We start from the raw sequence: 26,313 nt of genomic DNA, 5'->3' as shown, positions 1-26,313 counted from the left end.
GGGCGGGGCTCAGAGGATGAGCCGGGAAACCATCTCGGCGACGCAGGCGGGTTTGTCCTCGCCCTCGATTTCGACGGTCCAGCGCACCACGGCCTGCTTGCCGCCGGGCACGTCGGTCAGCTCGACCAGCTCGGCGGTCCCGCGCACCCGCGAGCCCACCTTCACCGGCTGCGGGAACCGCACCTTGTTGAGGCCGTAGTTGATGCCCATCTTCAGGCCCTCGACCCGGTAGATCTCCGGCAGGAACGCCGGGATCAGCGACAGCGTGAGGAACCCGTGCGCGATCGTCGTGCCGAACGGGCCGGCAGCGGCCTTCTCGGCGTCGAGGTGGATCCACTGGTGGTCGCCGGTGGCGTCGGCGAACAGCTGCACCTGCTCCTGGGAGACGGTGTGCCATTCGCTCGTGCCCAAGGGCCCGCCCACTGCTTCGGCGAGTTCGGCGACATCGGAGAACACGCGCATCGGGATCAGTCCTTCGGTCCGCCGGCGACGTAGATGACCTGGCCGGACACGAATCCCGCGCCCTCGCTGACCAGGAACGACGCGACGTTCGCGATGTCCTCGGGCGTGCCGACGCGCTGCACCGGGATCTGCGAGGCGGCCGCGGCCTTGAAGTCCTCGAAGCTCATGCCGACGCGCTCGGCGGTCGCCGCGGTCATGTCGGTGGCGATGAACCCGGGCGCGATCGCGTTGGCGGTGACGCCGAACTTGCCCAGCTCGATCGCCAGCGTCTTGGTGAAGCCCTGCATGCCGGCCTTGGCCGCGGAGTAGTTGACCTGCCCGCGGTTGCCCAGCGCCGAGGTGCTGGACAGGTTGACGATCCGGCCCCACTTCTCCTGCGTCTGGTACTTCTGCACGGCGCGGGTCATCAGGAACGAGCCGCGCAGGTGCACGTTGAGCACCGAGTCCCAGTCCTGTTCGGTCATCTTGAACAGCAGGTTGTCGCGGGTGATGCCGGCGTTGTTGATCAGCACGGTCGGCGCGCCGAGCTCCTCGGCCACGCGGGTCACCGCGGCCTCGACCTGCTCGGCGTCGCTGACGTCCAGCGCGACGCCGACCGCGCGGCCGCCGTCGGCGACGATCGCCTCGGCGCCCTGCTTGACCCCGGCCTCGTCGAGGTCCAGCAGGCCGACGGCGAACCCGTCGGAGGCGAGGCGGCGGGCGACGGCGGCGCCGATGCCACGGCCTGCGCCGGTCACGATGGCCACACGGGAAGCGGTCACGGGGATCTCCTCATCGTCGAGAAAGCGGTTCGGCAGCGGCGCTAAGCGTACGCTTAGTACGAGAATTTCGCGAGACCTCGGAAGGGCGGTTCGCCGCGTGCGGCCGGAATTGTCGGTCCGGGCCGGTAGGGTCGCCGCCGATGAAGATCACGAGCGCGCCCCTCGTCGCGGCGGGACGCGCGCTGGGGGAGGCGGTCGCTGGCGGCGGCGGTCCGGCGGTCGCGCCCGGCCGGACGCACCAGGTGCTGACCGGGCTCGCGGCGCTCGTCGCCGGGGTGCTCGCGTTCTTTCCCGCCGACCGCGCGACCGAGGGCGCGCGGGTGCTGGCGGCCGCGCTGACCCTGTTCGCGGTCGGCCTCACGCTGGTGCGTCCGCTGTGGTCCTGGCGGGTGCTGATCGTCCTCGTGGGCTGCGCGGACCAGCTGTACGGGATCCACGCCCGGTTCGGCTGGCCGTGGAGCGAGGGGTTCGCGTTCGCGGCGATCCCCGTGCTCGCCGCGGTCGGCCGCAACCACCGGCCGGGCGTGCTGGCGTGGGTCTGGCTGATCTCCACCGGGGTCAGCGCCCTGCTGGCGAACGTGCGCGGCGAGCTGGTCGTGATCTCCGTGCTGCTCGCGGTGCCGCTGGCGTTCGGCTGGCTGGTTTCGCGGCTGCGCGGCGCCGAACGCGACCTGGAAGCGGAGTCCACCCGTCGCGCGGTGCTGGAGGAACGCGCCCGGATCGCTCGCGAGCTGCACGACGTGGTCGCGCACCACATGTCGGTGCTGGCCATGCGCGCCGACTCGGCGCGCTACCGGTTTCCCGGCCTCGACGACGGGCTGCGCGAGGAGTTCCAGTCGATCCAGGACACCGCCCGCAACGGGATGACCGAAATGCGCCGGCTGCTCGGTCTGCTGCGCGCCGGGCAGGCCGGACAGGAGATCGAGCCCCAGCCCGGGGCCGAGCAGATCGAACAGCTGGTGGAACGGGTCCGCGCGGCGGGCACCGACGTGCGGTTCGAGCTGCGCGGCGATTACCGCGGGCTGCCCGAGGGCGTCGGGTTGTCCGCGTACCGGATCGTCCAGGAAGGGCTCAGCAACGCGGTGCGGCACGCGCCCGGCGCACCGGTCGAGGTGTTCGTGCACGTCGGACCAGGTGAGCTGCGGCTCGTCGTGCAGGACACCGGTGCCGTCGCGAGCGCTCCCGAGGACACCGCGGGGCGGGCGAAACACGGACTGCTCGGGATGCGGGAACGCGCGGCGGCGCTCGGCGGTACGTTCTCCGCGGAGCGAAGGGACGGCGGCGGATTCGCCGTCGTCGTGACCGTTCCGCTGGACTAGGGGACAGCCATGGCGGTGACGGTGGTGATCGCCGACGACCAGACCATGGTCCGGCAGAGCTTTCGCGCGGTGCTGGCCGCGCAGCCGGACATCGAGGTGGTCGGCGAAGCGGCCACCGGGACCGAGGCGGTGGCCGCGTGCCGCGCGCTGCGCCCGGACCTGGTGCTGATGGACATCCGGATGCCGGACCTCGACGGGCTCGCCGCCACCCGGCTCATCCTCGGCGACGGCGAGGACGCCAGGCCGCGGGTGCTCGTGCTGACCACGTTCGACGCGGACGAATACGTCTACGGCGCGCTCAGCGCCGGTGCCAGCGGTTTCCTGCTGAAGGACTCCCCGCTGGACGATCTGGTCGTCGCGGTCCGGATGGTGGCGGCGGGCAACGCGCTGTTCGCGCCCGCAGTGACCCGCCGCGTGATCGAAGGGTTCGCCGGGACGCGGCGGCCGACCCAGGACGTCGGCAGGCTGTCCGAGCTGACCGCGCGCGAACTCGAGGTGCTGCGGCTGATCGCGCGCGGACTGTCCAACGCGGACATCGCCGCGCAGCTGGTAATTGCGGAACAGACCGCCAAGACGCACGTCAGCCGGGTGCTGGGCAAGCTCGGGGTCCGCGACCGCGCACAAGCCGTGGTCATGGCCTACGAGGCGAAGTTCGTGGTGCCGGGCCAGTGATACGCCGGTAGCACTCGCGGGCGGGGACGCTACCGGGGGAGCAGCCGAAGACAGCTCCGCGGACCGACGCTTCCGGGGCACTCGTCTCCCTAGCTTTCCCTTGTGCGCCAAGAGAAAAGCATTGTCGTCGTGGTGATTGCCGCGTTGACCGGGATCGCCGTCTTCCGCTGGCTCGGCGGAGCACCGCTCGGGGTGGACAGCGCGGTGTACCGCGCCGGTGCGCTGGCCGTGCTGCGCGGACAGCCGCTTTACGAGCCCCTGCTCGCGCTCGACCCGAAGTCCGCGCTGGAGTTGCCTTTCACGTACCCGCCGAGCGCGGCGTTGCTGTTCCTGCCGCTGGCCGCGCTCCCGGCGCACTTCGCGTGGCTGCTGATCGCGGTCGGCTCGGTGCTCGCGCTGTGGTCGGTGTCGCGCCGGTTCGCCCGTGAACGGCCGCTGCTGGCGCTCTGTCTCCTGCCCGTGCTGGAACCCGTGTGGCGGATGATTTCGCTGGGCCAGATCAACGGCGTCCTGATGGCCATGGTCGTGCTGGACGCGCTGCCGGTCCGCAACCGCAGATCCGGCGGAATGTTGATCGGACTCGCGGCGGCGGTGAAGCTGACCCCGCTGATCTTCGTCCCGTACCTGCTCCTGACCGGCCGCCGCGCCGACGCGTGGCGCGCGCTGGCGACCTTCCTCGGAGTGAGCGCCGCCGGAGCGCTGCTCCTGCCGGGCGACTCGATCCGGTACTGGACCTCGGCCATGCTGGACAACCGCAACGCCGGAACCCTCGACTGGGTCCTCGACCAGTCCCTGCACGGCATGTTCGCGAGGTTCGGCGCGACCTCGCTCGGCTGGTACGCGGCGTCGGCCGCAGTGTGCCTGCTGGCGGGCGCGCTGCTGGTCCGCGAGTTCCACCGGCGCGGCGACCCGCGAGCCGCGCTGCTCGTGACGGCGGGCTGCGGGTTGCTGGTGAGCCCGCTTTCCTGGACGCACCACTGGATTTGGGCGGTGCCGCTGGTCGGTTTTCTGTCGGGCAAACGGGCCGGGCTGATCTGCGCCGGAGCGGTTTTCAGCGGGATCGCGCTGGCTGTGGTTCCCGAAGGCGGGCACCGGGAGCTGTCCTGGAACCCGGTCGAGATGGTGCTGGGCAACGCCTATGTGCTGAGCGCGTTGGCTGTCGGCGCGGTCCTCAGCGTCCGGCTGCTGACCCGACGGTCGGGGCGGCAAGTGCGGCCAGTGCGACAAGTTCGGTGAGCGCCATCCCGCGTTCGACGAGGCCGAGCGGGATGAGCAGCCACCAGCGCTGGTCGGTCAGCGCGGCGACGGCGACCGCGCCGAGGATCACCGCGAACCAGGCGAGCGACGCGACGGCGAGCGCGCGGGCGAGGAACCGGCGGCGCGGCGAGTCCGGAAAAGCTGCGCGCGCCGAGACGAGTACCGCGAGCGGAAGGCAGACGAAGGCGACGACACTGGCGATCCGGTGCAGCGTGCCGCCCGCGCCGGTCGCGGCCGCGTTGGCCCAGTCGGTCTTCGGGAACGCGATGATCACCAGCAGCCCGGCTGTCCAGAACGCTCCGAGCACGGCCGCGAGGACCGGCAGCCTTCCTTGCAGTCGCAGCACGGCGAACGCGACCGCCGAACCGGCCGCGACCAGCACGATTGCCAGGTCGAACACCCATTTGTGGTCCGACCGCCCGTACTCGCTGATGGTCCGCCAGGTCGCGCTGATCTCGTCGGTCGGCGGCACCAGTTGCAACAGCAGCATCAGCACGGCGCCGAGAGCCAGCGCGGCGATCCCGGCCAGCGCGAGCAGGACGGGGCGGCGGTCGGCGCGCACGGTTGTCATGCACTCACAGTGACACATGCCGGATATGTCCCGGGTGAATCAGGCCGCCCGGCCGGATCCGGTGACCTGCGCGCGCACCGTGCGCAGCGCGTTGTGGTCCACAGTGGACGGTTCGGCGGACAGCCAGCCGCCGATCTCGTGCAGGAACTGCTCCGGCGTCATCGGCGGGCCGGGTTCGCCGTCCGGTTCGGCGGTGGTGACCTCGCCGTCGCGGCTCGGGTACACGATCATCGCGCCGCGCAGCGCGACGCCGGGCAGCAGTTCGCGGTAGCGCTCCAGGCTTTCTTCCAGCTGGCTGCCGCCGCCGCGGAACGGGCGCCCGTTGCGCAGCAGCCGTCCGTCCTCGGCGGTTTCGTAGTGCCCGGGCAGCCAGAGCTTCGATTCGACCAGCACCAGGCGTTTCCCGCACAGCACCGCGTGGTCGACGTCGGCGAACACCGAACCGGGCCACGCGAGACCGTGGAAGATGCGCGCGCCGGGCAGCCGGGTCAGATAGCGCTCCAGCAGGTCGGCGGTGAGCTGTTCGGCCAGCTCGTCGGCCTCGGCGCCGGGGGCGCCGAACACCGCGCTGCCGCCGAATTCCTCCGCGAACTCGTGCCGGGCGCGGCGCGCGGAAAGGAAACCGCGGGCGAGCCGGTGCACGAGCAGCGCGGTGCCCGCGGTGAGCGCGAGCCAGACGATCAGCACCGGCGGCGTGAAGTCGATCCCGGCGAGCAGCGGCAACAGCACCAGCACCGTGCCGGCAACGGCCGCGACGACCGGCGTGTGCCCCGGCCCGCGCCGCCGCCCGTGCCGCATCCGCGGGTCGGCCGCGGCGAACGACCACCACTCCAGGGTTTCCGGATCGATCTCCGGCGCCTCCGGGCGGTAGCCGGGCTGCTCGCCGAACCGCCGCCGCGGCCGCGGTTTGGGCACCGAGGCGGCCGGGACGCCGGCGTCGTAGCGGGCGCGTTCGCTGGGGTCGGCGAGGGTGTCGTAGGCCTCGCGCAACAGCTGGAAGGTGCCGACCGTGCCGCCCGCGTCCGGGTGCAGCGTCTTGGCCAGCCTGCGGTAGGCGGCCTTGATCTCCGTGGGGGACGCGGTTTTCCCCACGCCGAGTACCGCGTAGTAGTCGGGCACGGTTCGGGTTCCACCTCCGGACGGCTGCTGCGCAACGATATGGGGTCGCCGGGGCGGCGTGCCATCCGCCTCCGCGGCGCGCCGGGGTGAACGTGTTTCCGCTAGGTGCGGGCCAGCCACTCGTCGCGGGTGAGCGCGTACTCGACGGCGTGCCGGTCGTCGCCTGGCGCGAAGTAGTCGGGATCGTCGGAGACGAAGTCGCGGATGTGGCGGAGCCCGATCGACGCCATGGTCGCCAGGGAGGCCTTGTTGCCCGCTGCGGTCCCGGCGAAGATCCGGTCCAGGCCGACCTCGCGGAAGCCGTACCGGAGCAGTTCGAGCGAGCCTTCCTTGGCGAGTCCTTTGCGCCAGTGCTTGCGGAGCAGCCGGTATCCCAATTCGGCGTCTTTCGGGGCTTCGGCGGGGCGTAAGGCCCAGTAACCGGCGAACTCGGCTTCGAGGAACCCGGCCCAGCAACCGAGCCCCGGCTGGGTGCCCGCGAGCAGTCTCCGAAGCGCTTCGGCCGACTGTTCCCGGGTCCGCACGCCGCCCAGGTAGCGCATGACTTCCGGGTCGGCGGACATCTCGACCTCGTGCTCGAGATCTCCGGCGGACAACGGGACCAGCCGGAGGCGTTCGGTGCGCAGGACCGGTTGGGACATCAGGCGAACTCGCTAGCCAGCCACTCTTCGCGGCCGACGGCGTACTCGACCGCGTGCCGGTCCTCGCCCGGCGCGAAGTACTTCGGGTCGCCGATGAAGTCGCGGAGGTGCCGGAGCCCGATCGAGGCCATCGTCGCCTGGGAGGCTTTGTTGAGCACCGCTGTCCGGGCGTAGATCCGGTCGAGCCCGACGTCGCGGAACCCGTGCCGGAGCATCTCCCGTGCCCCTTCCTTGCCGAGTCCCTTGCGCCAGTACCCGCGAAGCATCCGGTATCCCAATTCGGCCTCTCCCGCGGTTTCGCCGGGACGCAGCGACCAGAAACCGGCGAAAGCGCCGTCGATGAAGCCGGTCCAGCAACCGATCCCGCCCTCGGCGTACGCGAGGGTTCGCCGAAGCTCGTCCGCTGACTGCTCAGGGGTCTGCACACCGGCCAGGAAGCGCATCACCTCGGGGTCGGCGGAGAGTTCGACCAGGTGCTCGAGATGTCCGGCGGACAACGGGACCAGGCGGAGGCGTTCGGTGTGCAAGATCGGTTGGGACATCAGGCGAACGCTCCCGGGTCGGCGGACGACGGGAAGCAGTCTGGCAGTCGCGCGGTCCGCCCGTCAGCCGGTTTTCCGCTCGCTCGGCACGGCTCCCGGTCAGCGGCGCCATCCCGCCGGAGCGCCCGCCCGTGTCGCGAGGAGCCGTGCCTGCGGGACCCGCGCCCCACCGTCCCCTTCTCCCACTCCCGCACCGGTTTCGGCAACTTTCCGGACGCAGCCCTTCCGCACCCCGTTCCTCTTATGTTAAGAAGCTTTACTAACTATTGGATGGAGGCACGACGTGAGCTCACCCACCCGCCCGGGGGACTCCGCGACCCTTCCGGGGAACGGTCTCGAACGCCGGATCGGGCCGCTGCAGGCGACCGCGATCAACATGACGCAGATGTGCGGGATCGGCCCGTTCGTCACGATCCCCGCGATGGTCGCGACCATGGGCGGCCCGCAGGCGATGTTCGGCTGGATCATCGGCGCGATCATCGCGCTCGCCGACGGGCTGGTGTGGGCCGAACTGGGCGCCGCGCTGCCCGGGGCCGGCGGCACCTACATCTACCTGCGCGAAGCGTTCCAGTACCGCACCGGCAGGCTGATGCCGTTCCTCTTCGCCTGGAGCGCGGTGCTGTTCATCCCGCTCATCATGTCCACCGGCATCATCGGGCTGGTCCAGTACCTGGGCTATCTGGTGCCGGGCGTGACCGACGCGGGCGGCGTCACCCCGCTGGGCAAGGTGATCGGCATCGGCCTCGTCGTGCTGATCGTGCTCGCGCTGTTCCGCCGGATCGGCCAGATCAGCAAGCTCACCACCGCGCTGTTCCTGATCATGCTTTTCGCCGTCTTCGCGGTGATCATCGCGGCCTTCTCGCACTTCGACGCGCACCAGGCGTTCGACTTCACCCCGGGCGCCTTCGGCTCGGGCGGCGCGTTCTGGTCCGGTCTCGGCGCGGGCCTCGTCATCGCCGTCTACGACTACCTCGGCTACAACACGAGCGCGTACCTCGGCGGCGAGGTCCGCAACCCGGGCCGCACGCTCCCGCGGTCGATCATCTTCTCCATTCTCGGCATCATGACGCTCTACTTCCTGCTGCAGGTGGGCGTTCTCGGCTCGCAGCCGCTGGAGTCGATCAAGAACGCGACGTCGGTGGCGTCGTCGGTGCTCGAGCAGGCATGGGGTTCGGTGACCGCGAAGATCGTCACCGTCTTCATCGTGATCGCCGCGGTCGGTTCGGTGTTCGCCGGGCTGCTCGGCGGGTCGCGGGTGCCGTTCGAAGCCGCGCGCGACAAGGTGTTCCTGCCGGTGTTCGGCAAACTGCACCCGAAGCTGAACCTCCCGACCGCGGGCGTGCTCGCGATGGGCGTCATCACGGCGATCGGTTCGCTGTTCACCTTGACTGACGTCATCAACGCGGCGGTTACGGTGCTGGTGATCATCCAGTCTCTGGCGCAGGTCGCGGCGATCGTCGTGCTGCGCCGCCGCCAGCCGCACCTCAAGCGGCCTTACCGGCAGGTGCTGTATCCGGTGCCGACGATCATCGCGCTCGTCGGGTGGGTTTACGTCTACGTGTCGGCCAGTTGGCTTTCGATCTGGCTTTCGGTCGCCTGGATCGTCCTCGGCGTCCTCGCCTTCCTGATCTACGCCTCGAAGGAAAAGGTGTGGCCGTTCGGCCCCAAGGAAATCCGCGAGGCGTTCGCGTCCCAACCGGCCGCGGGGGTGGAGTCGTGAGGAAGCCGCTGATCGCCGGGATCACCGCGCTCGTCCTCGTCCCCGGCGTGGTGACCGCCGTGTCGAGTACCGCTTCCGCGCAGCAGCCGGAATCGGTGGCATCGCGTCCGCAGGGGCAGTCGACGATCGGCCTCGGCGGCTGGCAGGTGCTGACCACCGCGCAGGTCAAGGACGGCGGCACGGCGGTGTCGAGGCCTGGCTACCCGACGCACGGCTGGTTGAAGGTGAAGCCGGACGACGCGGGCGCACCGGGCACCGAGATCAACGCGTTGGTGCAGAACGGCAAATGCCCGAACGTGTTCTACTCGGACAACATGCGCAAATGCTTCGGCTACCAGGCGAAGCGCGGACCGGTCACCACGAAGCAGTTCAAGGACCCGTGGTGGTTCCGCACCGATTTCAACCCCGGTTTCCGGCCAGGCAAGAACGCGAAGCTGACCATCCCCGGCGTCGTCGGCGAGGGCGACGTGTGGCTGAACGGCACGCTCGTCGCGGGCAAGGACGTGGTGAGCGGCGCGTACGCGGGCCACACCTTCGACGTCACGAAACTCCTGCGGCCGGGCAGGAACACGCTCGCGGTCAAGATGTACCCGAACGACCCGAATTCGATGTACACGCTCGACCAGGCCGACTGGGCACAGATCGTGCCGGACAACAACACCGGCTTGCAGTTCCCGCCGACACTGCAGCTGTCGGACGCGCTGAGCGGCGACAACGCGCATGTCGTGCAGGACAACGCGGCGGATCTGTCGACGTCATCGCTGACCGCGAAGGTCGACGTGACCAACAACGCGGACACGCCGCAGACCGGCGAGGTCGCCGCGACGGTCACACCGCCGGGGCGCGGGCGGCCGATCGTGGTGCGGCAGAACGTCACGATTCCCGCGCACGCCAAGCAAACCGTGACGTTCACGCCGGCCAAATTCCCGCAGTTGAAGATCGTGAAGCCGCAAGTGTGGTGGCCGTACTCGATGGGTGCACAGCCGTTGTACACCTTGGGTACGACAGTTTCGCAGGACGGCGCGGTGTCGACGTCGTCATCGGAGACGTTCGGGATCCGGACGGTGACGTCGAAGCTGATCGGCAAGTCCCCGGCGCTGCCGGACGGCGCGCGGAAGTTCGCGGTCAACGGCCGCGATTTCGTGTTCCGCGGCGGCGGTTTCGCGCCGGACCTGTTCCTGCGCTACGACAAGGCCGACATCGCGCACCAGCTCGCGCTGATCAAGAACATGGGCCTGTCCGGCGTCCGGCTCGAGGGCCACGACATGCCCGCGGACTTCTACGAGCAGGCCGACCGCGCCGGACTGCTGGTGCTCGGCGGATTCCTCTGCTGCGACGCCTGGCAGCCGGAGCATCCGGAGAAACTGACCGACCGCGACTACCGGATCATGCACGATTCCGCGTATTCGATCGCACAGGCCGAACGCAGCCATCCCAGCGTGATCACCTACGGCTGGAGCGACAACGAGCCGATCCCGCGGCAGGAAACCGAGACGCTGAGCGCGTTCAAGGCGGCCGACTGGGACGTGCCGGTGATCGCGTCGGCGGAGTACAAGAGCACCAAGACGCTCGGTCCGTCGGGGGAGAAGGAAGGCCCGTACGACTGGGTCCCGCCGACCTATTGGTACGACTCCTCGACCTTCGACAAGACCGACCCGAGCCGCACGAACGCGGGCGGCGCCTGGGGTTTCGCGAGCGAACAGAGCGCCGGGCACACCGTGCCGACGCTGGATTCGCTGCGGCGGTTCCTGTCGCCGGAGGAGCAGGCGAAGCTGTGGCAGGACCCGGCGTACAACCAGTACCACGCGAATTACGAATCCGGGCACGGCGGCTACAAGTTCGGCACGCTGTACACCCTGGACGAGTCGATCGCGCACCGGTACGGGAAATGGGATTCGCTGGAGTCCTATGTGGAATCCGCGCAGATCGCGAACTACGAGAACACCCGCTCCCAGTTCGAGGCGTTCCTCGCGCACGCCAACGACAAGAAGAACCCGTCGACCGGCGTGGTGTACTGGCAGCTGAACAAGGGCTGGCCGACCCTGCTGTGGTCGCTGTACAACAACGACGGCGACCAGCCGGGCGCGTATTTCGGTGCGCAGAAGGCGAACAAGCCGTTGCACGCGCTGTACACCTATGACACCGGCACGGTCGCGCTGTCCAACCTGGGTGCCGCGCGGCAGAACGGGATTTCGGTCCAGGCCAAGGTTTACGACACCGCGGGCAAGGTCCTCGACGACCAGACCGCTCCGGCGGTTTCGCTGGACAGCCAGGGCGTCGCGACCGGGTTGCTGAAGCCGAAGGTCCCGGCGGAGACTAAGGCTCCCGCGAAGGCGCAGGTGTACTTCGTGGAACTGCAGGTGCGCCAGGGCGGGAAGGTCGTGGACCGGAACGTCTACTGGATGTCGACGCAGAAGGACGTGGTCGACTGGGCGAAGACGCTGCAGAACCCGCAGGCGACGATGAGCCAGTACAGCGACCTCACCGCGCTGCGCGATCTGCCGAAGTCGCAGGTCAGTGTGACCGCCTCGACCCGACCTTCGCGGGGCCCGGACGGCACGGACACCGCGACCACGGTCACGATCGCCAACACGTCGAAGACCTCCGCGGTCAGCTTCTTCCTGCGCGCGGACTTGCGCCGCTCCGCGGACGGGTCGCAGCTGCCGGCCGCGACCTGGGACGACAACGACATCACGTTGTGGCCGGGCCAGTCGCAGACGCTGACTGTCCGCTACCGGGCCGCCGACCTCCACGGCGCGGCCCCGACCGTCAGCGTCGACGGGTTCAACACCGGCAGGGTCGTGGTGCCCGCCGGTCCGCACCGGGACGGCCAGGAGGCTGTCCCGCCGGTCATCGAGGGGACCCGCGAGTGACATCGGAAGACCTGATCCTGGGCATCGACTTCGGCGGCACGAAAGTGGCGCTGGGTCTGTCCGACCGGACCGGCGCCCTGCTGGCCACGCGCCGCCTGGACACCGACGCCGAAGCAGGCGCCGAACAGGTGGTCACGCGAGCTTTGGCCGCCGCCGCCGAGCTGGTCGCCGGCGCTCCGCTGACCGCGATCGGCGTGGTCAGTCCCGGAATCGTGCTGCCAGACCGGATCCTGCTGGCCCCGAACGTGCCCGGCTGGGAAGAACTCCACCTGGCCGACCTGGTGTCTGAAGCCTTCCCCGACGTTCCGATCGCGGTCGGCACCGACGCCAAAGCCGCGGCACTGGCGGAATGGACCTGGGGCACGCTGAAGGGAGCCGACCCCGCGGTCTTCCTCTCCCTGGGCACGGGAATCGCCGCCGCGGTCCTCGTCGGAGGCCACCTGCTGACCGGCGCGAACGGGGCGGCCGGGGAGATCGGGTACAACCTGCGCACCCCCCAAGACGCCGACGGATTCGCCAGCGGAGCGGCGCCACTGGAAGAAGCCGTCGGAGGCCGGTGGCTGGGCACGCGGGCAACCGCGCTGCTCGGCCGCCCGGTCACGGCGGGGGAGCTGTTCGCCTTGGCGCGGGAGAACACGGAGGCCAAGGAACTGGTCGCTTCGGCGCTGGACGAGCTCTCCATGCACGTCGCCAACCTGGCCATCGCCTTCGACCCCGCCCGGATCGCAGTGGGCGGCGGGTTGGTCCGGTCGGCTGATGTGCTGCTACCCGCCCTACGAGAACGCCTGACGGCTGCGGTGCCGTTCCCACCGGAGCTGGTGCCTGCGCGGTTCGACCAGGACGCTTCACTGCTGGGCGCGGTGGCTTTGGCGTTGCGAGAGTGAGACTTCCGTGACCGGCGGGGTAGGGCTGACGCTTCGCCGGTCACGGGTACCAAATCGGTTGGCTTGTTTGCCGGTTGTGGTGGGTTGTTTGTTAGCCGCGCTGGGCTGGCTGGGTTTGGCAGCGTTGTTTGCCAGCTGTGGCGGGCTAGCGGCTGTTTGTTAGACGCGTTGGGCCTGGTTGGAGTGGCTAGCTGCTTTTGCCTGCACTGTTCGGCAGCTGCGTTCGCCAGCCGTGGCGGGCTGACGGCTGTTCGTTAGGCGCGTTGAGCTGGCTGGGTTTGCCAGCTGTGCTCACCAGCCGCGGCCGCCAGGGCAGTGGGCTCGGAGCCGTTCGCTCGCCCGTGCTGGGCTGGCTGTGTTTGCCTACGGCGTTTGGCGGCATTGTTCGCCAGCTGTGGCAGGCAGGCGGCTGTTTGTTAGTCGCCCTGGGCTGGCTGGGTTTGCCAGCTGTGGTTCACCTGCTGCGGCGGGCTCGAATCCGTTTGCCGTGCAGGCTGGCTGTGTTTGCCTGCGGCACTTGGCAGCTGCGTTCGCCAGCTGTAGCGGGCTGGTTGTTTGCTGGTCGCGCTGGGCTGGTTGCGTTGGCTAGCCGCCTCTGTCTGCGGTGTTTGCCAGCTGCGGCGGGCTAGGAGCTGTTTGCTAGCCGAATTCCCCAGCCGCGCTTGCCTGCGGCGTTCGCCAGGCGCAGTGGTCCCGCGTTTCCGCCACCCCTCTGGCCAGCTTCGAACGGCGATGCCCCGCGCTCACGCTCCCACGGCGAGCTCCGTGGGTGGTTGCGGCTGACGAGAACCGCGGCGCGGCGCGGCCAGGAGCCTGCCCCCACCCCGTAGCGTTGCCACGCGCTCCAATTCGCCGAACCTGCCCAGCCGCTAGCCGTGCCAGATCGCGTCTCGCACCTCCGTCGACGCCGCCCGTTCCTTCTCGTCCGAGGCTCGGCCAGCATCCGTTCGCACTCAGCGAGCCTCGTGCCCCCGTAGGTCGCGCAGCCCGGCCCCCTAACCCGCCAGACCGCATCTCGCGCTCCTTCCCCCGCCCTCCCGCCACGCACTTCGCCCCTCTCACCGGGCCCCTGACCAGCCAAAACGCCCGCTAGATCGAACCTGGCAGCACCGCGCACCGATCTGGCGCCCAAGAAGTGTGGACGAGGAGCTGCGGGTAGCCGTGCTCGTCGCCAGCACCCGGGAGGGCCGGGTCGGCGGCGAGATCGGCCGATGGTTCGTCGAGCGGGCCGCCGGGCACGGCGGGGTGGTGCTCGACGTGCTCGACCTCGCGACGTTCGCGATCCCGGCCCGGTTGCCAGCCGAGCCGACGGCCGGCATGGCCGGGTTCGCGAAGCGGATCGCGGCGGCCGAGGCGTTTGTGGTGGTCACGCCCGAGTACAACCGCAGCTTCCCGGCGTCGCTGAAGCAGGCGATCGACTGCGCGTACGAGGAGTGGCGGGCCAAACCGGTCGGCTTCGTCTCCTACGGCTACCGCGCGGGCGGCCGCTACGCGGTGGAGCATCTTCGGGATGTCTTCACCGAACTGCACACGGCGACGGTGCGGGATTCGGTGTGTCTCGACCTGCTCGAGCACGAATGCGGCGACCCCGGCGCGGGTCCGCACGGCGAATCCGCAGGCCACGCGGCCTCTGCTTTGCTGGACGAACTGCTCTGGTGGGGCCTCGCGCTGCGCGACGGCCGGCGCGCGCGGCCGTATCGCGGATGAAGAACTGAGGGGAAGGACAAGACATGAGCAACGCTGCCGGGGAACCGGCGATCGAGACTTCCGGGCTCGTCAAAGTGTTCGGCGAGACCCGGGCGGTCGACGGGGTCGACCTCGTGGTGCCCGCCGGAACCGTGTACGGCGTCCTCGGGCCCAACGGCGCGGGCAAAACCACCACTGTCCGGATGCTTGCCACGCTGTCCCGTCCGGACGGCGGCGAAGCGCGGGTGTTCGGCCACGACGTGGTGCGCGAGGCGGACGCCGTGCGCAGCCGGGTGAGCCTCACCGGCCAATACGCCTCGGTCGACGAAGACCTGACCGGGCAAGAGAATCTGGTGCTGCTCGGCAAATTGCTGGGACATCGCACCGCCGCCGCGCGCGATCGGGCGGCTCAGCTGCTCGCGGCGTTCGGGCTCACCGACGCCGCGCGCCGGCAGGTGAAGAACTACTCCGGCGGGATGCGCCGCCGGCTCGACATCGCGGCGAGCATCCTCAACACCCCGGACCTGCTGTTCCTCGACGAGCCGACCACCGGCCTCGACCCGCGCAGCCGCAATCAGGTGTGGGACATCGTCCGCGCGATCGTCGCGCAGGGCACCACCGTCCTGCTCACCACGCAGTACCTCGACGAGGCCGACCAACTGGCGTCGCGGATCGCGGTCATCGACCACGGCCGCGTCATCGCCGAGGGCACCAAGGGCGAGCTGAAATCCTCGGTCGGAGTCGGCGCCGTCCACTTGCGACTGCGGGACGCCGACCAGCGCGCGACCGCCGCCGAAGTGCTGGAACGCGCGCTGTCCGCCACCGTGCAACTGGATCCCGACCCGGTCGCGATCACCGCGCGGCTGTCGTCGGACGCGCACGAAGCCGCCGCCGATCGCGCGTCGCGGGCTCTCGCGGAACTCGCGAAGGCAGGCGTCACCGTCGACACGTTCTCGCTCGGCCAGCCCAGCCTCGACGAGGTTTTCCTGGCCCTCACCGCCCGCACAGCCACCGAGGAGGCGGCGTGACCACCGTCAAGGAACCCGATCTCGACCTCGCGGCCCCGAAACCGGACGAGCTGACCGCGGTCCTGCTCGCCACCGAACGCCCGCCGCGGCCGAGCGCGTTGTCCGCGTCGTTCTCCTTCGGCTGGCGGGCGGTGCTGAAGATCAAGCACGTGCCGGAGCAGCTGTTCGACGTCACCGCGTTCCCGATCATGATGACGCTGATGTTCACCTACCTGTTCGGCGGCGCATTGGCCGGTTCGCCGACGCAGTACCTGCAGTTCTTCCTGCCGGGCATCCTCGCGTCGAGCGTCGTGATGATCACGATGTACACCGGCGTCGCGGTGAACACCGACATCGCGAAGGGCGTGTTCGACCGCTTCCGCACGCTCCCGATCTGGCGGCCGGCCCCGATGGTCGGCTACCTCCTCGGCGACGTGCTGCGGTACTTGATCGCGTCCGTGGTGATCATGGTCGTAGGCCTGATCCTGGGCTTCCGCCCGGACGGCGGCGTCGGCGGCGTGGCCGCGGGAGTCCTGCTGCTGCTCGTGTTCTCGTTCGGGCTGTCGTGGGTGTGGACGATGTTCGGGCTGCTGCTGAGGTCCGAGAAATCGGTGATGGGCGTCAGCATGATGGTGATCATGCCGCTGACGTTCCTCAGCAACATCTACGTCGACCCGTCCACCATGCCCGGCTGGCTCCAAGCCGGCGTCTCGGCCAACCCGATCAGCCACCTGGTAACGGCAGTGCGCTCGATGATGTCCGGCACCTGGGACGGCGGTGCCATCACGTGGACGTTGATCGCGTCGGTCGCGCTGACCGCGGTGTTCGGGACGCTGACAATGCGGCTGTACAACCGAAAGTGACTCTGCTTGGCGGGAGGCCGTGCGGTCGCGGACCGGACGGCCTCCCGGACAGGCCGGGGCTTTAGGCGGCGGGGGAGAGGACGTAGGAGAATCGGCGGACGGCCGGAATCCAGCGCTGGAATCGGGAAAGGGTGTCGATGCGCAGCGTGGCCGACACGTGGCCGACACTTGGGTGAGGCCGCGATGCAGCTGACGCCAGTCCCGCTGCGTCGCATTTCCTCAGCGACAACACCGAATCTGGTGACTGCCAAGCAGTCGTGGTTCCGCTCGGTCTGCTCGCCGCGCCGGGGCACTTTTCCCTTCTTTCCCTTCCCCGGTGCCCGGCCTGGTCGCGGCAGGACGCACCGGCGGTTACAAGCGCCAGGCCATAGGCGTCTCCGGTTGGTAGCTGCAGGACGAGCCGGTCGTGATGGTGTGGCGGAGGTGGTCGGCCAGTTCCGGGTGGAGGTCGGTCAGTTTGCGGAGGGTGTCGCGGATGCGGGCGGTCACGGCTTTGCGGGCGCGTTCCGTTTCGTCGCCGAGGCGGCGGGTTCGGCCGGCCAGGCCAGTCGACGTTCGGAGTTCGTCCAGCAGGGCGGCGCGTTCGGTGTCCAAGGTGGCGGCTTTCGCGTCGTCGCCGCGGAGGGTGGCGGCGTCGATGGCTTCGTCCAGGTGCTCCAGGCGGCGGCGGTAGGCGGCTTTCGCGGTGTCGTCCAGGATCGGGTCGCCGCTGAAAGTTCGGGCGGCTTCGGATTCTTGGCCGCCGTCGGGGGAGAGCAGTTGTGCGGCGGGGATCTCGGTGCCTGGTCTGCTCAACAGGAAGTTCAAGTCTCGCAGGCCTTTTGCGTCTGGCATGCGTACTTCGCGGTCGGCGAAGCGCAGGGTCCAGACCGCGTCGGTTCGGTGGAATTCGTTTGTGGCGGCAGGTGGTGGCGGCGTCGCGGGGCGGGGGTGGGCGGTGATGTGGTGCAGGCCCAGTTCGGCGGCTTCTGCGGTGACGGCATCGGCTAAGGCGGTGGCGCGGTCGGTGTCGCCTAGGCCCAGCAATGTGCTTGCCAGGTGGTTGCGGGCTTCGACGGCCCACGGACGGGCGCGCAGCCGGTCTGCGGAGCGGGCGGCGGAGGTGAAATGGGCGGCGGCTGTTTCGTGATCGCCCAGGGTTTTGTGCAGCAGGCCGGTCCACAGGTCCACCGGGCCGCTCAGTTCGCAGCCGTACAAGGAGACCAGCCATTCTCCGGCGTGTGGGGAAAGCTCGTGCAGCAAGCGTTCGGCTGCTGCGCGGTCTTTCAGCACGACGGCGGCTTGGGCTTGGCAGCGCAGCCACAGCGGGGTGAAGACGCGGGCGTATGGGCCGTCTGCGAGTGCTTCGGACAGTTCGTGCCGGGTGGTGGCGGCATCGCCGGCGAGGGCCGCGGTGAGGGTGCGCAGCAGGGCTGGGTGCGGGAAGCCGGTGTCGGCCATTTTGGCGGGGAGTTCAGCGGCTTCGGCGAAGCGGCCTTGCACTAGCAGCGCGCTCCAGCGCAATTGGTCGGGCAGGTAGCCGTAGTCGTTGCTGCCGAAGATTTCCGGGGCGGCCAGTGCTTCCTCGAGTGCTTCGTCCGCTTCGGCGAAACGGCCGCGGAAGGTGCAGATGATGCTGCGGTCGATCGCTTCCGCCAGTTTCGCGGCTCGCACGCCTTCGTCGGCGATCCCTTGGAACAGGTGGAATTGGTCCAGGTACCGCGGATCTCCCTGTTCCAGCATCGCGACCCACTTGAGCGAGGCTGCGAAGAACTCGTTCTCCCGGTCGCCGGTGCGCCGCGCGATGGCGGCGAGTTCGTCGGTGAGCCGTTCGCGTTCGGCGCCGCTGCCCAGGCCCCAGATCGCGTCGTGTCTGGCCCACAAGGTGAATGCCAGCGCGTCGTCGTCCTCGTCGTTGCGGGCGAGGATCGTGGCGCGGGCGGTGAGTTCCAGCCGGATGCGGTCCAGCGAGAGGGGTTCGGCCGCGTTGCCGCCGCACAGTTTTTCGTGTGCTTCGCGGAGAACTTGAACGGTGAACTCGTGCCGGACGCCGCCGGTGCTGAATTTCGACAGGGTGAGGGCGGCGCGGGCTAGGAGGTTCGCGTTGTCTTCTTGGCGAGCCAGGGCGACGGCTTCCTCGCAGAGCAACCAGGCTTCGTCTTTCACCTCGAAGCGCCACAGTGCGGTGGCCAATTCCAGCGCGACGACTGCTTGGCTGCGTTTGTCCGCCGCTCGTTCGCGGGCTCGGCGCAGGTGCGCGATGGATTCCTCGAAGGCCATCCGGGCGCCTGCGTCTTTGGCCGCGGCGAGCAATAGCCGGACTGCTTGCTTCGGGTCGAGGTCGGTATGGGCGAGGTAGGCGTGCCGGGCGCGTTCGGCGACGCCGACCAGGGCCGGGGTGTGTTCACCGGCGCGCACGACCGCTGCGTGGCGGCGTTGTGCTTCGGCGGGCGTCAGTTCGGCGTATCTCGACTCCCGTACCAGGTCGTGCGCGAAGGAGAAGCGGCCTTCGCCGAGTGCGATCACGAGCCGGGCGGCTACGGCGCGGGTGAGCAGGTGGTCGACCTGTGCGGCGGGCGCACCGGCGGTGGCGGCGAGCAGGTGGAGCGAGAACTCGCGGCCGAGCACCGCGGCGTTGGTGAGCAGATCGGTGACTGGGCGGGGGAGCAGGGACAGCCGCCGCTGGAGTGCGTCCGCGACTCCGGGCGCGACCGCGGACACTGTGCTCCCGCTGCGCCACAACCGTGCCGTCTGCTCGACGAAAAACGGGTTGCCGCCGGTGCGGCGCTGCACGTCGGCGGCCAGTTCGGCGCCCGGCTCCGCGCCCGCGGTGCGGATCATCAGCTCGGCGACCCCGGTTTCGTCCAGGCCGGTGAGCGTGATCGTGGTTGCTTTCGCGACCAGCGGCAGCATCAGCTCGTGCAGCGGATGGCTGGGCGCGTCCACCTCGACGTCGCGGTACGTGCCGATGAGCAGCAGCCGTTCGAACCACGTGTGCCGGGCCGCGAATTCGAGCAGCCGCAGCGACGCCGGGTCGGCCCAGTGCAAATCGTCGAGGATGACGACGACCGGGCGGTTTTGGGCCACCGTGACCAGCGCGCGGGTGACCGCGTCGGGCAGCTGGAACCCGTCGTCGGCCGATTGTTCGGGGGATTCGCCGAGCAGCGCGGACAGCGTCGGCGAACTGGCGACGGCCCATTCGTGCGGCGCGGCCTCCCGGCGCAATGAGCGCATGACCTGGACCCATGGCCAGTAGCCCGGCGCGGCCCCGGACTCCCAGCACGTGCCGCCGAGCACGAGCGCGCCTGCCTCGCGCGCGTCGTCGGCCAGTGCGCTGACCAGCGTGGTCTTGCCGATTCCGGCCTCCCCGGTGACCAGGGTGAGGCCGCCGTGGCTGGCGGTGGCGCGCGAGAGCTGCGCACGCAAGGTCGCGGCGGGGTGAGCCCGCCCGATCAGCGCCGCAGTCATGTCCGGTTCCTCCCTTTCTCTCCGAGCCTCTCACGGGACTCGCCTCGTCGTCGCGTGCTTTCACCGGCTGCGACCGGCTGGTCACGCAGGTCGCTGCCGATGCGGGCCATTCTGTCCGGGGGGTCTGACAATTCCGGGAACCCGTCACCTGGCCGGGTGACGGGAGTCCACAGTGGACTCGCGCTGGTCACAGGGTGACGGGCGTCTCCGCCCGGGACCGGCGGAAGGGGTGGTTGCGGTACTGTCGCCGCCATGGGGAGTATTCGTTCGCGCGTCCTCGCTTGGGCCGGCCGCAGGTACATCGCCCGCCAGCAGAAGCGCGGCTTCGATCTCGAGAAGATGGCGCTGCTGCCGGATTCGGCGCTGGAGCCGTTGCGCCGCCAGGGCCTCGACCCGGTTCCGGACCTCGGCCGGCTGCGCGGCGAGGTGCCGATCAGCAAGCTGGACCTGCCGTTCGGGATGAACGCCTGGCTCGTGACCGGCTACGAGGAGGCCAAGGCCGTCCTCGGGAAGGGCGCCGAGTTCAGCAACGATTTCACGAACCTCGTCGGCAACGCGGGCGTCACCGAGGACCAGAACCCGGGCGGCCTCGGATTCGCCGACCCGCCGGTCCACACGCGCCTGCGGAAGCTGCTGACGCCCGAGTTCACGATGCGCAGGCTCTCCCGGCTGACGCCGCGGATCGACGAGATCGTCGCGGACCAGCTGGACGCGATGGCCGCGGCGGACGGGCCGGTGGACCTGTGGGAGCAGTTCGCGCTGCCGATCCCGTCGCTCACGATCTGCGAGCTGCTCGGCGTGTCCTATGAGGACCGCGCCGACTTCCAGCGGCTGAGCACCGCGCGGTTCGACCTGTTCAGCGGCGCGGGCGCGTCGCTGGGGGCGATCTCGGAGTCGCTGGGGTACCTGCTGGAGATCGTGCGCAAGCAGCGCGAACAGCCCGGCGACGGCCTGCTCGGCATGCTGATCAAGGAGCACGGCGACGAGATCGACGACCGCGAGCTCGCCGGTCTCGCGGACGGCATTCTCACCGGCGGCCTCGAGACCACGGCGAGCATGCTGGCGCTGGGCGCGCTGGTGGTGCTGCGCGACCCGGCAGCGTTCGAGGCGGTCCGGGGCGACGACGATTCGGTGCACCGGTTCGTCGAGGAGCTGCTGCGCTACCTGACGGTGGTGCAGATGGCGTTCCCGCGGTTCGCGAAGCAGGACATGGACATCGCGGGCGTGCACATCAGCGAGGGCGACATCGTGCTGGTGTCGCTGTCGGTCGCGGACCGCGACCCGGTGCTCGGCAAGGGCGACATGGACCGCTTCGACCCGACCCGCGAGCCGTCCTCGCACCTGGCGTTCGGGTACGGGATCCACCGGTGCATCGGCGCGGAGCTGGGCCGGATGGAGCTGCGGGCGGCGTACCCGGCACTGGTCCGGCGGTTCCCGAACCTGCGGCTGGCGGTGCAGCCGGAGGAGCTGGAGTTCCGGAAGGTGTCGATCGTGTACGGGCTCGATTCGCTGCCGGTGCTGGTGGACTGACTCCGGATTGCTGGACGGCCGGGGTGGCTCGGGTGGTTGCCTCGGGCGGGCCGACTGGGACGCGGGTCTCGTGCGGCTGGGGTCGCACCGGCAGCGCATTCGTGACCGGTGAGGTGGCGTGGTCGAACCGAGCCCAGCCCAGTCCCGCCGCTCTCTCGCGGCACCGTCATCATCGGCTTCTCATCGCACCCCTCTCGGCCGGAATTGGATGCTGATCCTCGGCCCCACCGCGCGGGACGTCTTCGGAATCGCGTGTTCCCAGGTCCGCTGGCAGGACCCGCCCATCACGATCAAGTCTCCGTGGCCCAGTGGGTACCGCACTGAGTCGCCGCCGCCTCGTGGGCGGAGGGCCAGGTGTCGGGCGGCTCCGACGGACAGGATGGCCACCATGGTGTCTTCGGTACGGCCGCGGCCCAGGTCGTCGCCGTGCCAGGCGACGCTGTCCTGGCCGTCGCGGTAGTAGCAGAGTCCGGCCGTGCGGAATGGTTCGCCCAGTTCAGCTGCGTAGTGCGCGGTCAAGGCTTCCCGGGCCTCGGTGAGGACTGGGTGCGGCAAGGGCGCGTGTTCCCGGTAGAAGCACAGCAAACGCGGCACGGCGACCACGCGGTCGTACATCTGCCTGCGTTCCGCGTACCACGGGACCTCGGCCGCCAGGTGTTCGTACAGCTCGTCCGAGCCGTCGAGCCACCCGGGCAGCACGTCGATCCACGCGCCTTGACCCAGTTCGGTGCGCTGCACGCCGGACAGCGAACCCAGCGTGGCCGGCCCGCTGGCACCGAACAGCGAGCCCTGAAATGCCTGACTCATGCCTCCAAGCTACACGACGATCGAACACCTGTTCGGGCGAACTACTCGGCGGGTTTGGGATGCGCGGTGACGACGAGGCGGTGCAGGCGGGCGTCGGGGGCGGATTCGTTGTGGTAGCGGGACACGAGGTCGGTTACCAGGGTGGTCAGCTCGTCGGTGAAGGCCGACCGGTCGCGGGCGGACGCGAAGGCGATCTCCGTGTCCAGGGTCAGCGTCGAGAGCGGTTTGCCTGCGCGAGCCGCGCGGCGGGCCAAGCCAGCGACTTCGCGCAGGGTTCGGCCGGCGACGGCGAGCAGGTAGCTCACCGATAGGCGGTCCGCCTTCACGTGGGCGGAACCGGCGGCGCCGAGGGCGGCGGGGGAGACCAGGTAGGCGCTGGCGGTGGCGGCGAAAAGGCGTTCGGTGAGGCCGCCCCACTGCCGGGTTCCGGCCGGTTCGACCAGGCCGTGCGATTCGAGCGCGCGCAGGTGGTAGTTGACCTTTTGCCTGGTCAGGCCCACTCGCGCGGCCAGCGCCGCGGCGGACGCCGGTTCGGTCAGCGCGGCCAGCAGGCGGGCGCGCACCGGGTCCAGCGCGGCCGCCGCGACGGCGGGGTCCTCGATCACTTCGACGTCCTGCATTCCCTGAGCCAAGCAGTGACAAACAAAGTCGTCAAGGGATGCGCTCTTGTCCGCGACCGGCCGGGGACCTACAGTGATCAGCCAGTGGTCTGGACCTGTACCGCTACCGCCGCCCTGAGTTCCACGGAGGTTGGCACGTGCGCACGAGAACCCGGATCGGCGGAGCACTGGCGGCGGCGGTGTGCGGGCTCGCGATTCTCGCCCCGGTCGCGGACGCCCAGGTCGGCGGCGGCACCTGGAAATCCTGGTCGCCGGGGTACAAGGAGCAGCAGAAGGGCTGCGGCCAGATCAGCGGGCTCACCTTCAAGCTGACCTGCTCCGACGGCAGCGGCGAACAGCGCGCCGAGCGCCGCTACGAGACCTACACCGGCGGCGCGCACCAGTTCGAGGGCTCCTTCAAGATCACCAGCATGGGCGGTTCGCGGATCAGCCTGAAGCAGACGTTCCGCGACGGTTCGAACGCCGGGCCGTACTTCCTGCTGGCGGTGGAGAAGGGCGGCCGCCTCTACACCGTCGAGAACGGCCAGACGGTGGCGACCGGCGCGACGGTCGGGACCTCGGTGCGGGTGAACACGATCAATCAAGTGGGCAGCTCCCACAAGGTATACATCAACGGCTCGCTGAAGCAGACCGACGACAGCCCATCGGGTAGTTATTACGACAAGTTCGGGTCGTACCGGACGGCGAGCGGGGCGGGGCCGATCACCGTGCAGTGGAGCGGAATCAAGTTCTGGACCAGGTGATCGCCCGCGCGGGTGCCAGCCGCCGCCTGGCACCCGTCCGGCGGGAATTCCGTTGCCTCTGCAGAGAAACTCGGTCACTGTTGCGCGCATGACTTTGGCTGAGCACTACGACACCGAGACCTCCGAGGACACGCGGCTCGTCAGATCGCCGCACGGCAGGCTGGAATTCCAGCGCACCCAAGAACTCGTGCGCAGAGCGATCCCGGCGACCGGGCAGCGAGTCCTCGACGTCGGCGGGGCGACCGGGGTGCACGCGCGATGGCTGGCCGCGGACGGACATTCGGTGCACGTAGTCGATCCGGTGGCCACGCACGTCGCAGCGGCAGCCGGGATCGAAGGCGTCACCGCGGAAGTCGGCGATGCGCGAGCTTTGGCATGGCCGGACAACAGTGCGGACGTCGTGCTGTTAATGGGTCCGCTCTACCATTTGACCGAATCCGGTGACCGCCAGCAGGCGCTTGCCGAAGCCCGTCGCGTTCTTCGTCCGGGCGGCATTTTGTTCGCCGCTGCGATCAGCCGCTATCTCTCGGCCATGGAGACCGGAACCAATGGTCGGCTCACCGAACAGATGACCCCGGCGGTAAGAGCCTTGCTCGATACGGGCAGCTACGACGGTCACGTCGGCTTCGTGCCCGCGCATTTCCACACCGCCGACGAGCTCCGCGATGAGCTGGAAACCGCTGGCATGAACGGGATTTCCGTGTACGGAGTGGAAGGCCCGGCCTGGCCCGCGCTGGACGTGGCCGGGATCGAGGAATTCGACGCGCGCGTGGACGCGGCCCTCCGCTGTGCCCGGCTGGTCGAACAGGACCCGCTCTTGATCAACGCCAGCGCGCATTTCCTCGCGACAGCGGTCAACTAGCCCATTCTTCGAGCGAATCCCACGCTGTGAGCGTCCGGCGGCTGGTGAACCGGCGGTGCTCACCGGTCAGCGGATCGTCGAATTCCAGCACTTTCGCCAGCAGCTGCAACGGTTTCGTGAAGTCGTCGAGCGGTTTCTCGTGCAGTTCCGGATAGAAATCGTCGCCCAGGATCGGGATCCCCAAAGAACACATGTGGACCCGCAGCTGGTGCGTGCGTCCGGTGGCGGGCGTGAGGCGATACCGGCCCAGTCCGTCCCGGTGTTCGAGAAGCTCCACTGTGGACTCCGCGTTCGGCGGCCCGGGAAGTTCCTGCGCGGCCAGCACGCCGCGTTCCTTCACGATCCTGCTGTGCACCGTCCGGGGCAGCTCGAGCGACGGATCGTATGGCGCGATCGCCTCGTATTCCTTGTGCACCAACCGATCGCGGAACATCGTCTGGTACGCCCCGCGCGCGGACGGCGTGATCACGAACATCACCAGCCCCGCCGTCACGCGGTCGAGCCGGTGGGCGGGGGAGAGGGCGGGCAGGTCCAGCGAACGGCGGAGGCGCACCAACGCGGTTTCCAGCACGTGCCGTCCGCGCGGGATGGTCGCCAGGAAGTGCGGTTTGTCGACCACGAGCAGGTGGTCGTCGCGGTGCAGGACGGTGACGTCGAACGGCACCGGGACCTCGTCCGGCAGGTCGCGGTGGAACCAGATGAACGAACCGGGGACGTACGCCGCGTCGATTCCCAGCGGACCGTCCTCGCCGTGGATCCGCTGCTCGTGCAGCATTTCCTCGATCCGTGCGGGGGAGACCCGGGGCAGGCGTTCGACCAGGTGCTCCAGCAGCGTCGTCCACGGACCCTCTTCGGGCAGCCGCAGCCGTGCCGGGTCTAGGCCGTGCCGAGGCGGGATCGGGGCCGGGCGCTTGCGTCTCATCGGCTCCCGAGTCTAGTCGGCGGAGTTCTGCCGGTAGGCCGCGATGTAGCGGGCGGTCGCCTCGGCGTTGGCCTCGGCGGCTTTCTCGCGCCGGACGCGCTTGCCGGTTCCGGGCGGGAAACCGTTGCGGGACAACCGGTGGTCGATGCTTTCTTCCATGTACGCGCACGAGTAGAAGTACGACACCAGCGCGGCCATCAGCACGATCGCCAGCCGCAGCCCGAGCGGCGCCGGCAGCAGAAGCCAGACCAGGCACAGCGGCGCGATGCCCACCGTCGCGCGCAGGACGTGCCGGGCCTTCCAGTGCTTGGACGTCGCGTCGTGCAGCAGCCAGTCGCGGTAGCGCTCGGGAAGCCGCCCGCTCACGGCATAGGCGAACCAGCGGAGAACGCCGGGCCGGTCGGTCATCGTTCCTCCTCGGGGTCTACGGCAACAGTACCCTAATGATTAGTACACTAACTAATAGTGTGGTGCAGCCCGCGCTAGAGTGGGCCCGAGCACGAGGAGGACGAGTGGCCGAGATCGACCTTGGCGAGGACCCGCTGAAGCTCGACCGGCAGGTGTGCTTCGCGCTGTCGGTCGCTTCGCGCAGCGTGATCGCGATTTACCGGCCGCTGCTGGAGCCGCACGGGCTGACTCATCCGCAGTACCTGGTGATGCTGGCGCTGTGGGAGCAGTCGCCGCGGTCGGTGAAGGACCTCAGCACCGCGTTGCGGCACGAGCCCGCGACGCTGTCTCCGCTGCTCAAACGACTGGAAGCGATCGGATACGTGACTCGAGGCCGCAGCCGGGCCGACGAGCGCCAGCTGACCGTCGAGCTCACCGAGAAGGGCCGGGAGCTGCGCGTCGAGGCGGAGAAAATCCCGTATCGCGTCGTGGAGCGGCTCGGCATGGAGGTCTCCGAACTGGAGGCGCTGCACACCGCGCTGGGCCGGGTCATCGAAGCGACCGCCGGATAAGGAAGAACTCGCGCCGGGATCCGGTTCTGTCGAGGGGAACGTGCCG

24 protein-coding genes are annotated in these 26,313 nt (G+C 69.5%); 13 read left to right on the top strand and 11 right to left on the bottom strand.

Features of this window, described 5'->3' with window-relative positions:
* Positions 1-9: 9 nt before the first annotated feature.
* Both EIZ45_RS16540 and fabG read right to left on the bottom strand, forming a co-directional pair.
* Positions 10-462 carry a MaoC family dehydratase gene (locus EIZ45_RS16540; RefSeq protein ID WP_037814918.1) on the bottom strand — a complete coding sequence of 151 codons (453 nt, stop codon included), beginning with the start codon at positions 460-462 and terminating at the stop codon, positions 10-12.
* Between the two features lie 5 nt (positions 463-467).
* Positions 468-1,223, bottom strand: coding sequence for a 3-oxoacyl-ACP reductase FabG (gene fabG, locus EIZ45_RS16535; protein WP_037814923.1), 756 nt, complete (start codon positions 1,221-1,223; stop codon positions 468-470).
* A gap of 140 nt (positions 1,224-1,363) precedes the next feature.
* Here fabG and EIZ45_RS16530 point away from each other — a divergent pair, with 140 nt between their 5' ends.
* From EIZ45_RS16530 to EIZ45_RS16520, 3 genes are all read left to right on the top strand, one after another.
* Positions 1,364-2,542 carry a sensor histidine kinase gene (locus EIZ45_RS16530; RefSeq protein WP_134663526.1) on the top strand — a complete coding sequence of 393 codons (1,179 nt, stop codon included), beginning with the start codon at positions 1,364-1,366 and terminating at the stop codon, positions 2,540-2,542.
* Positions 2,543-2,551: 9 nt separating this feature from the next.
* Entirely contained in the window at positions 2,552-3,214 is a 663-nt protein-coding gene (locus EIZ45_RS16525) for a response regulator transcription factor (RefSeq protein WP_134663525.1), read from the top strand.
* 102 nt (positions 3,215-3,316) lie between these two features.
* Positions 3,317-4,450 (top strand): glycosyltransferase 87 family protein, encoded by a 1,134-nt coding sequence (locus EIZ45_RS16520; protein ID WP_240690660.1) that lies wholly within the window; start codon positions 3,317-3,319, stop codon positions 4,448-4,450.
* Here the strand turns inward: EIZ45_RS16520 and EIZ45_RS16515 are convergent.
* The 4 genes from EIZ45_RS16515 to EIZ45_RS16500 form a co-directional block, all read right to left on the bottom strand.
* Positions 4,386-5,042 (bottom strand): DUF998 domain-containing protein, encoded by a 657-nt coding sequence (locus EIZ45_RS16515; RefSeq protein WP_134663524.1) that lies wholly within the window; start codon positions 5,040-5,042, stop codon positions 4,386-4,388. The genes EIZ45_RS16520 and EIZ45_RS16515 overlap by 65 nt on opposite strands.
* Before the next feature lie 39 nt (positions 5,043-5,081).
* The gene (locus tag EIZ45_RS16510; protein WP_134663523.1) at positions 5,082-6,161 is read right to left on the bottom strand and encodes a DnaJ domain-containing protein; all 1,080 of its coding nucleotides are present in this window, start codon (positions 6,159-6,161) and stop codon (positions 5,082-5,084) included.
* 101 nt (positions 6,162-6,262) lie between these two features.
* On the bottom strand, positions 6,263-6,802 hold the full coding sequence (locus EIZ45_RS16505; RefSeq protein ID WP_134663522.1) for a GNAT family N-acetyltransferase: 540 nt from the start codon (positions 6,800-6,802) through the stop codon (positions 6,263-6,265).
* Complete coding sequence (locus EIZ45_RS16500; protein WP_134663521.1) at positions 6,802-7,344, bottom strand: GNAT family N-acetyltransferase; 543 nt, start codon at positions 7,342-7,344, stop codon at positions 6,802-6,804. Before EIZ45_RS16500 ends, EIZ45_RS16505 begins: the two co-directional genes overlap by 1 nt.
* A 283-nt stretch (positions 7,345-7,627) precedes the next feature.
* Between EIZ45_RS16500 and EIZ45_RS16495 the strand changes: the two genes are divergently transcribed.
* The 6 genes from EIZ45_RS16495 (at position 7,628) to EIZ45_RS16470 (ending at position 16,377) form a co-directional block, all read left to right on the top strand.
* Positions 7,628-9,064: an APC family permease gene (locus EIZ45_RS16495; RefSeq protein ID WP_134663520.1), complete on the top strand. Its 1,437-nt coding sequence runs from the start codon at positions 7,628-7,630 to the stop codon at positions 9,062-9,064.
* Complete coding sequence (locus EIZ45_RS16490; RefSeq protein WP_134663519.1) at positions 9,061-11,937, top strand: beta-mannosidase; 2,877 nt, start codon at positions 9,061-9,063, stop codon at positions 11,935-11,937. The genes EIZ45_RS16495 and EIZ45_RS16490 overlap by 4 nt, the downstream gene beginning before the upstream one ends.
* A complete protein-coding gene (locus tag EIZ45_RS16485; protein WP_134663518.1) occupies positions 11,934-12,821 on the top strand; it encodes an ROK family protein in 888 nt (295 codons plus the stop codon). Before EIZ45_RS16490 ends, EIZ45_RS16485 begins: the two co-directional genes overlap by 4 nt.
* A 1,137-nt stretch (positions 12,822-13,958) precedes the next feature.
* A complete protein-coding gene (locus EIZ45_RS16480) occupies positions 13,959-14,528 on the top strand; it encodes an NADPH-dependent FMN reductase (protein WP_037814941.1) in 570 nt (189 codons plus the stop codon).
* Between the two features lie 23 nt (positions 14,529-14,551).
* Entirely contained in the window at positions 14,552-15,535 is a 984-nt protein-coding gene (locus EIZ45_RS16475) for an ATP-binding cassette domain-containing protein (protein ID WP_134663517.1), read from the top strand.
* Complete coding sequence (locus EIZ45_RS16470) at positions 15,532-16,377, top strand: ABC transporter permease (RefSeq protein ID WP_134663516.1); 846 nt, start codon at positions 15,532-15,534, stop codon at positions 16,375-16,377. Before EIZ45_RS16475 ends, EIZ45_RS16470 begins: the two co-directional genes overlap by 4 nt.
* Positions 16,378-16,728: 351 nt before the next feature.
* Here the strand turns inward: EIZ45_RS16470 and EIZ45_RS16465 are convergent, their stop codons facing one another.
* The gene (locus tag EIZ45_RS16465; RefSeq protein WP_134663515.1) at positions 16,729-19,824 is read right to left on the bottom strand and encodes an AAA family ATPase; all 3,096 of its coding nucleotides are present in this window, start codon (positions 19,822-19,824) and stop codon (positions 16,729-16,731) included.
* 252 nt (positions 19,825-20,076) lie between these two features.
* Here EIZ45_RS16465 and EIZ45_RS16460 point away from each other — a divergent pair, with 252 nt between their 5' ends.
* Positions 20,077-21,354 (top strand): cytochrome P450, encoded by a 1,278-nt coding sequence (locus tag EIZ45_RS16460; protein ID WP_167756468.1) that lies wholly within the window; start codon positions 20,077-20,079, stop codon positions 21,352-21,354.
* 180 nt (positions 21,355-21,534) lie between these two features.
* On the opposite strand, the gene EIZ45_RS16455 is transcribed toward EIZ45_RS16460, so the two are convergent.
* Positions 21,535-22,161, bottom strand: a complete 627-nt coding sequence (locus tag EIZ45_RS16455; protein ID WP_037814952.1) for an alpha-ketoglutarate-dependent dioxygenase AlkB — start codon at positions 22,159-22,161, stop codon at positions 21,535-21,537.
* Between the two features lie 41 nt (positions 22,162-22,202).
* The gene (locus tag EIZ45_RS16450) at positions 22,203-22,781 is read right to left on the bottom strand and encodes a helix-turn-helix domain-containing protein (protein ID WP_043830187.1); all 579 of its coding nucleotides are present in this window, start codon (positions 22,779-22,781) and stop codon (positions 22,203-22,205) included.
* Positions 22,782-22,918: 137 nt separating this feature from the next.
* On the opposite strand from EIZ45_RS16450, the gene EIZ45_RS16445 reads away from it, so the two are divergent.
* Both EIZ45_RS16445 and EIZ45_RS16440 read left to right on the top strand, forming a co-directional pair.
* The gene (locus EIZ45_RS16445; RefSeq protein ID WP_167756467.1) at positions 22,919-23,524 is read left to right on the top strand and encodes a polysaccharide lyase family 7 protein; all 606 of its coding nucleotides are present in this window, start codon (positions 22,919-22,921) and stop codon (positions 23,522-23,524) included.
* A gap of 88 nt (positions 23,525-23,612) precedes the next feature.
* Positions 23,613-24,386, top strand: a complete 774-nt coding sequence (locus EIZ45_RS16440) for a bifunctional 2-polyprenyl-6-hydroxyphenol methylase/3-demethylubiquinol 3-O-methyltransferase UbiG (RefSeq protein ID WP_134663514.1) — start codon at positions 23,613-23,615, stop codon at positions 24,384-24,386.
* Here the strand turns inward: EIZ45_RS16440 and EIZ45_RS16435 are convergent.
* Together EIZ45_RS16435 and EIZ45_RS16430 are read right to left on the bottom strand one after the other, a co-directional pair.
* On the bottom strand, positions 24,379-25,308 hold the full coding sequence (locus tag EIZ45_RS16435; RefSeq protein ID WP_043830181.1) for an RluA family pseudouridine synthase: 930 nt from the start codon (positions 25,306-25,308) through the stop codon (positions 24,379-24,381). The genes EIZ45_RS16440 and EIZ45_RS16435 overlap by 8 nt on opposite strands.
* 12 nt (positions 25,309-25,320) lie before the next feature.
* A complete protein-coding gene (locus EIZ45_RS16430; RefSeq protein ID WP_037814960.1) occupies positions 25,321-25,716 on the bottom strand; it encodes a DUF5313 domain-containing protein in 396 nt (131 codons plus the stop codon).
* Positions 25,717-25,820: 104 nt separating this feature from the next.
* On the opposite strand from EIZ45_RS16430, the gene EIZ45_RS16425 reads away from it, so the two are divergent.
* Positions 25,821-26,267, top strand: coding sequence for a MarR family winged helix-turn-helix transcriptional regulator (locus EIZ45_RS16425; protein ID WP_043830178.1), 447 nt, complete (start codon positions 25,821-25,823; stop codon positions 26,265-26,267).
* The last annotated feature ends 46 nt before the right edge of the window (positions 26,268-26,313 follow it).

Source organism: Amycolatopsis sp. CFH S0740 (assembly GCF_004522315.1).
Classification (GTDB): Bacteria; Actinomycetota; Actinomycetes; order Mycobacteriales; family Pseudonocardiaceae; genus Amycolatopsis; species Amycolatopsis nivea.
Note: the sequence above shows the minus strand (reverse complement) of the source record. Positions and strands in the feature narration are given on the sequence as shown.

Bases quoted from the DNA above. Each gene is read 5' to 3' on its own strand.
- EIZ45_RS16540 (WP_037814918.1), bottom strand. From the start codon at position 462: ATGCGCGTGTTCTCCGATGTCGCCGAACTCGCCGAAGCAGTGGGCGGG.
- EIZ45_RS16530 (WP_134663526.1), top strand. From the start codon at position 1,364: ATGAAGATCACGAGCGCGCCCCTCGTCGCGGCGGGACGCGCGCTGGGG.
- EIZ45_RS16525 (WP_134663525.1), top strand. From the start codon at position 2,552: ATGGCGGTGACGGTGGTGATCGCCGACGACCAGACCATGGTCCGGCAG.
- EIZ45_RS16515 (WP_134663524.1), bottom strand. From the start codon at position 5,042: ATGACAACCGTGCGCGCCGACCGCCGCCCCGTCCTGCTCGCGCTGGCC.
- EIZ45_RS16505 (WP_134663522.1), bottom strand. From the start codon at position 6,802: ATGTCCCAACCGGTCCTGCGCACCGAACGCCTCCGGCTGGTCCCGTTG.
- EIZ45_RS16500 (WP_134663521.1), bottom strand. From the start codon at position 7,344: ATGTCCCAACCGATCTTGCACACCGAACGCCTCCGCCTGGTCCCGTTG.
- EIZ45_RS16475 (WP_134663517.1), top strand. From the start codon at position 14,552: ATGAGCAACGCTGCCGGGGAACCGGCGATCGAGACTTCCGGGCTCGTC.
- EIZ45_RS16465 (WP_134663515.1), bottom strand. From the start codon at position 19,824: ATGACTGCGGCGCTGATCGGGCGGGCTCACCCCGCCGCGACCTTGCGT.
- EIZ45_RS16460 (WP_167756468.1), top strand. From the start codon at position 20,077: ATGGGGAGTATTCGTTCGCGCGTCCTCGCTTGGGCCGGCCGCAGGTAC.
- EIZ45_RS16455 (WP_037814952.1), bottom strand. From the start codon at position 22,161: ATGAGTCAGGCATTTCAGGGCTCGCTGTTCGGTGCCAGCGGGCCGGCC.
- EIZ45_RS16450 (WP_043830187.1), bottom strand. From the start codon at position 22,781: ATGCAGGACGTCGAAGTGATCGAGGACCCCGCCGTCGCGGCGGCCGCG.
- EIZ45_RS16440 (WP_134663514.1), top strand. From the start codon at position 23,613: ATGACTTTGGCTGAGCACTACGACACCGAGACCTCCGAGGACACGCGG.
- EIZ45_RS16435 (WP_043830181.1), bottom strand. From the start codon at position 25,308: ATGAGACGCAAGCGCCCGGCCCCGATCCCGCCTCGGCACGGCCTAGAC.
- EIZ45_RS16430 (WP_037814960.1), bottom strand. From the start codon at position 25,716: ATGACCGACCGGCCCGGCGTTCTCCGCTGGTTCGCCTATGCCGTGAGC.